The organism is Frankia sp. CeTa3Moorea (assembly GCF_978021225.1).
Genome location: NZ_CDXDOR010000198.1, coordinates 2,842 through 7,725, shown reverse-complemented (window position 1 = coordinate 7,725; position 4,884 = coordinate 2,842). Strand labels below are relative to the sequence as shown.

Annotated in this window: 9 protein-coding genes and 2 pseudogenes; 4 read left to right on the top strand and 7 right to left on the bottom strand. The window is 69.1% G+C overall.

Going from position 1 to position 4,884, the window contains the following annotated elements; translation table 11 throughout:
• Both AC08OV_RS22235 and AC08OV_RS22230 read right to left on the bottom strand, forming a co-directional pair.
• A partial coding sequence (locus AC08OV_RS22235) for a GTP-binding protein (protein ID WP_476615102.1) occupies nucleotides 1-93 on the bottom strand: 93 nt, incomplete at its 3' end.
• A complete protein-coding gene (locus AC08OV_RS22230; RefSeq protein ID WP_476615093.1) occupies nucleotides 90-968 on the bottom strand; it encodes a class I SAM-dependent methyltransferase in 879 nt (292 codons plus the stop codon). The genes AC08OV_RS22230 and AC08OV_RS22235, both read right to left, overlap by 4 nt.
• Before the next feature lie 409 nt (nucleotides 969-1,377).
• Here AC08OV_RS22230 and rpmB point away from each other — a divergent pair, with 409 nt between their 5' ends.
• The 4 genes and pseudogenes from rpmB to AC08OV_RS22210 all read left to right on the top strand — a co-directional run bounded on the left by rpmB (nucleotide 1,378) and on the right by AC08OV_RS22210 (nucleotide 2,227).
• Nucleotides 1,378-1,614: a 50S ribosomal protein L28 gene (rpmB, locus tag AC08OV_RS22225; protein WP_071062797.1), complete on the top strand. Its 237-nt coding sequence runs from the start codon at nucleotides 1,378-1,380 to the stop codon at nucleotides 1,612-1,614.
• Nucleotides 1,614-1,700, top strand: a pseudogene (gene rpmG / locus AC08OV_RS22220) (50S ribosomal protein L33); the annotation flags it as partial. The gene rpmB and the pseudogene rpmG, both read left to right, overlap by 1 nt.
• Nucleotides 1,698-1,808 (top strand): annotated as a pseudogene (rpsR, locus tag AC08OV_RS22215) (30S ribosomal protein S18); the annotation flags it as partial. The pseudogenes rpmG and rpsR, both read left to right, overlap by 3 nt.
• Nucleotides 1,805-2,227 (top strand): hypothetical protein, encoded by a 423-nt coding sequence (locus AC08OV_RS22210; RefSeq protein ID WP_476615094.1) that lies wholly within the window; start codon nucleotides 1,805-1,807, stop codon nucleotides 2,225-2,227. The pseudogene rpsR and the gene AC08OV_RS22210, both read left to right, overlap by 4 nt.
• Before the next feature lie 130 nt (nucleotides 2,228-2,357).
• On the opposite strand, the gene AC08OV_RS22205 is transcribed toward AC08OV_RS22210, so the two are convergent.
• The 5 genes from AC08OV_RS22205 to AC08OV_RS22185 form a co-directional block, all read right to left on the bottom strand.
• Nucleotides 2,358-3,353: an ATP-binding protein gene (locus AC08OV_RS22205; RefSeq protein WP_476615095.1), complete on the bottom strand. Its 996-nt coding sequence runs from the start codon at nucleotides 3,351-3,353 to the stop codon at nucleotides 2,358-2,360.
• Between the two features lie 325 nt (nucleotides 3,354-3,678).
• Nucleotides 3,679-3,840: a 50S ribosomal protein L32 gene (gene rpmF / locus AC08OV_RS22200; protein ID WP_071062807.1), complete on the bottom strand. Its 162-nt coding sequence runs from the start codon at nucleotides 3,838-3,840 to the stop codon at nucleotides 3,679-3,681.
• A 1-nt stretch (nucleotide 3,841) separates the two neighbouring features.
• Nucleotides 3,842-4,093, bottom strand: a complete 252-nt coding sequence (locus AC08OV_RS22195; RefSeq protein WP_476615096.1) for a type B 50S ribosomal protein L31 — start codon at nucleotides 4,091-4,093, stop codon at nucleotides 3,842-3,844.
• Nucleotides 4,090-4,233 (bottom strand): hypothetical protein, encoded by a 144-nt coding sequence (locus tag AC08OV_RS22190; RefSeq protein WP_476615097.1) that lies wholly within the window; start codon nucleotides 4,231-4,233, stop codon nucleotides 4,090-4,092. The genes AC08OV_RS22195 and AC08OV_RS22190 overlap by 4 nt, the downstream gene beginning before the upstream one ends.
• A 125-nt stretch (nucleotides 4,234-4,358) precedes the next feature.
• Nucleotides 4,359-4,884, bottom strand: a 526-nt coding sequence (locus AC08OV_RS22185; protein ID WP_476615098.1) for a metal ABC transporter permease, incomplete at its 5' end; no start/stop codon positions are given.

Genomic DNA, 4,884 nt, shown 5'->3' with positions numbered 1-4,884 from the left:
GCGGTTGGCGAGCACGTGGTTGAGCAGCGTGGTCTTGCCCGCGCCGAGGAAGCCGGACAGGACGGTGACCGGGACACGCGGATCGGTGCTCACGCGGCACCGACCGTGGCCAGGTTCAGCCGGTAGTCGAGCACCTGCGGCTCCGTGCGCAGCGTGGGCAGGCTCGCGGTGACGTCCTCTGGCAGGCGCTCGAGCACGGCTTGCGGGGCCTCGGTCAGCCGCACCGACTCCACCAGATCGAACCCGCGGACCGGGCCGGCGAGATCCGCGGGCTCGTCGCAGAACCACCGCACCCGGGCGGAGACCTTGCTCATCGCGTCGTGCTCCTCCTGGTGCTCCCGCATCCAGGCGCCCCAGCTGTCGAACGCGACGGTGCTGCCGGGCAGCCGCCGCGCGATGCGGTCGAGAACCCCGTGCACCTCGTCGGCGTCGAGGAAGCCCAGCACCGCCTCCGCGACGAACAGCCACGGCCCCGGCCCGGTATCCGCCGCCAGGTCGAGCCAGCCGTCATCGAGCACCGACGCGGCGACGGAGCGGCGGCGCTCGTCGTCGGCGAAGTATCGCCGGCGCAACGCCATCGCGTCCGGGAGGTCCAGCTCGATCCAGCGGCCCCGGCCGGCCGCGACCCGCTCATAGCGGGTGTTGAGACCGACGCCGATCTCGACCACCGTCCCGGCGGGGTGACGGTCAAGCCACGCCTCGACCCAGTGGTCGAACACCGCCGTCCGCCAGGCGGCGCCGACCAGGCTGGGCAGCCCCTCGAACCGGGCGAAGTCGTAGTCGATCGCCGCCACGAGCTCGACCGCCCTCGGATCGGCCACCAGGCGCTCACCGCGCCGCGTGAGCTCCGCCCGACCGTAAAGCGGAATGAGCAGCGTCTCGGCGACGGGCCCGAGGTCGACGCCGCCGGAAGCGTCCGCGCCCGTCCTGTCGGAGTCATCCACTCGTTCGCCCGTGCGCCACGTCATGACCCCACCTCCATTACTGGTAGCGATTGTCATTACAGTAACGACCGGCGCCAAGCCCGCGAGCCAGACCTCCCCCGCGAGCCGCGACGCACCGTCACACCCGAGGCCAACCCGAGCCCACGCCCCCTCCGAGCGGGCGCACCACCACGGCCGACATGCGGGATCGACCCACCACCGCTGGACATCGGGACCACCTCTCGGGCATGATGAAAACGATTTTCATTACGGATGATGTACTTCCATCACTACCAGCAGCGGGCGGGTCGATGAACGGCCGCAGGAGACCTGTCGGGCAACACCAGATCAGCCGGAGCGAGCTGACGGTACTGCTGCGCGCACTGCGCGCGACGGGTCCGTTCGAGCGCAGGCCCTACCAGCCCCCGACCCTCCGCAGACCAGGAGAACGCATATGTCGGCGCACTGCCAGGTGACGGGGCGCAAGCCCGGGTTCGGCATGCGGGTGAGCCACTCGCATGTCCGCACCCGGCGCCGCTGGAACCCCAACATCCAGAAGAAGACCTACTGGCTGCCCAGCGAGAACCGACGGGTGACCCTGACCCTGTCCGCCAAGGGCATCAAGACGGTCGACAAGCTTGGGATTGAGGCGATCGTGCGCCGGCTGCGTGCCCAGGGAGTGAAGGTCTGATGGCCCGTAACGAGGCCCGCCAGAAGATCAAGCTCCGGTCGACCGCGGGGACCGGTTTCACCTACATCACAACCAAGAACCGCCGCACCCGCCGCATCACGGGACTCACGCCGAAACAGCATCGGGAAGTCGCTCGCGCGATCAAGAACGCGCGAGAGATGGCACTTCTCCCCTATTCCACCCGGCCACGATGAGCTCGGCATCGGGCGGTGACGAAGGCCACCATACGGCTATCGACGACGCCTCCCCCAGCGAACAATTCTGGCAACCCCACTACCAGGGCAGCAATGACCCAGGACCAGCGAGGCTCCCCAACGCCTTCCACAGCCCCGTCGAGATCAACCGCAGTGGCGTCCTGCATCAGGCAGCCGCCCAGGTCGCACCAGGCGGCTATTTCCTCCTCATCGACCACGCGTCGTCGGCGCCCTGGTCCTGGCAGCAGCGAGACCCCGCGGACTTCCCCACCCCCCGCCAGACGCTCCACGAGCTCGGCCTGGACCCCGCCGAGTGGTTCACCGCACGCTGCGAGCGGATCCACCGCACCGCCACTGGCCCGGACGGACACACGACAGCGACGGTCGCGGACAACGTCATCGCTCTCCGCCGCGCCTGAATCCGCCAGCACCGGCACTTGCCGCAACGCGCAGCCGATGCGGCGGGCGGGCGCGACGTGGGTCCTGACCACTGGAAGGCGGCTCGGCGGCCGGGGAGGCCGCGCGGCTCCCGCGCGGCCTCCCCGGAGATCAGCCCGCTCCCCCTCGTGCACCGGCGGCCACGCCCAAGCCGTGGCGTGCGGCTGGCACCAGGTCGGCCCCAAAGCGGAAGTCAGGATCGATCTGGCCGGCCAGATCCGCCCCCACCGCGGTGTTCGCCCACGCCGACGCGTTGCGCAGATGCATCTGATGCATCTGCGCGAGGAAGCGATCCGGATCCCGCACCGTCGCGTCCACCACCGCCTTCATCTGATCCAGCACCGCGCGATCCGCCGAGTCAAGATCGTCGATGGCGAACGCGCGCCCCTGCTCCATGGCCCGCACCGGTGCCGACTGGCCCACCCACGCCAACAGATCCGCGCCGACCTCGCGGCGCAGAAACTCCGCATCCCCGACGTCGGTGACTTTGTTCCCCACCACCGACAAAGCCACCTCGAACTCCGCCGAATATCCCTGGTACTGACGGTGAACCGCCACCGCCTTCCGTGTCGGCTCACACACCAGAAACGTCCGGTCAAACCGGGTAAACAATCCCGACGCGAACGCGTCGGCTCCCGCCGTCATATCCACCACCACATACTCGCCGGGGCCGTCCTGCAGATGGTTGAGCAACAGCTCCACGGCGCCCAGTTTGGAATGGAAACACGCCACTCCGAGATCCTCCTCGGCGAACGCCCCCGTGGCGAGCAGGCGCACACCCCCCACATCCAAACCGAACCGCGACCAGAGCGGATCCCCCATACCGAGCAGGCGCGAACCCGCCCCCGGCGGGCTCGTCTTCACCATCACCTCCGCCGACGGGATACGGGGATTGTCGCCCCGCAGATAGTCCTTGATCTCGACGAGATGTTCGCCCATCGGTGGCGGCACCACGTCATCGGCAATCCCCAACGCGGCACCCAGATGCTGGTTGATGTCCCCGTCGATCGCCAGAACCGAATGCCCGGACGCAGCCAGATGCCGACAGAACAGGGCAGACAACGTGGTCTTCCCACTGCCACCTTTGCCAACAAAAGCAATCTTCACGCGCGGCACTCCTTGACCATGGCGACCTTGCTGTGCTCCAGCGACGTCGCAACGATACCCGTTTTCATTTAGATCAGCCGGCCGCGCCACCGGCGTGCCGGCCGAGCCGACCAGGCCGATGCACCCAACCCCCGGCAGGAGCCTAACGCGCGCTCGACGATAGGCGCCCGACGACCACACCAGGCCAGCCCGGGGGGAAAAGGCCACAGCCAGTCACCTGGCCTGGTCCAGCTTCGCTGCCGCAGGCAGAAGTGGGCACCCCTGTGATGGGCCCGCTCGCGTACGGCAGGCGCGGCCGGGGACCGGCGTCAGGTTTCCCCAGTGGTCACAGCAGCCCGCGCTTGTAGGCGGCGACGAGCCGACGGGGCACCCGAAGCGTGCGGCCGTCGGGGGTGGTCACCGGAACCAGGTCGGGCGCCACGGCCTTCCACTGGGCGCGACGGTGCCGGGTGTTGCTGCGGGAGGTCCTGCGTTTGGGGACGGCCATGTCAGCGGCTCCTCTTTCCATAGCGGCGGTTGAACTTCTCGACGCGGCCCGCGGTGTCGATCACCCGTTGGTCACCCGTCCAGAACGGATGCGAATCGGCTGTGATGTCGACCGCGATGAGCGGGTAGACGTTGCCGTCCTCCCAGTCGATCGTGCGGTCCGACGTGGCCGTGGACCGGGTCAGAAAGGCCTTTCCGGTCGATCGGTCCTGGAAGACAACCGGATGGTAGTCGGGGTGTATATCCTTTTTCACAGCTCCTCCATCTCGTCGTACGACTCGATGAACGGGTCGACGAAATCCAGTTCGCCGGCCAGTTCCAGTTCCTCGTCGGTCACCAGCGCCTCACTCAGGGCGGTGATGATCGCTTCGGGTGGCGCGGTCAGGGTGATCACGACCACCTCCTGCCCGCGTTCGCCGGGGCGGCGGTCCCGGCTCGTCGAACCCTCCACAAGGCAGGCAGGCGGGGCCTGCGACCAGTCACTCACAGCGGTGAGCCACGACCCGAGGCTGCCGATCGTCAGCCCACCGCCGCCGATTCCAGCCACAGCGCCCTGTCCGGCTGACTGACGACCCACAACCGGCCACGGGTACGCACGACACCGTCGAGCAGCACGTCCAGGGCGCCATGCAGGCGCATCGGGTGGAACGGACGGCGCGCGGCGAAGTGGACAACCGCCACACCGTGCGACGGCTCCAGCGGCGGCCTTCCGTTCAGCAGAGTGCCGAAACCGTCATCGAAGCGACCGCGCCGCGCGTCGGGCGGGATGGCTGCCAGCAGGGCCGGGCCCGCGGGCAGGGTGAGGTGGTAGCTGGCCAGGAGACCCGCCAGGCCGGCCGCGGCACCGAGGCCCGCGGAGAGGAAAAGGACCCCGCGCAGGCGGCTGGACAGCAGCCGGGCGGCGACGGCCGGGGCGATGCACAGGGTCAGCGCCATGAGAACGCCCACGGTGGTCAGGCCGAGGACGACGACGAGGCCGAGCCCGACGATGAGCGCGGTGTCGACCAGCCCGATCCGCACGCCGAGGGTACGGGCGTGACCCGAG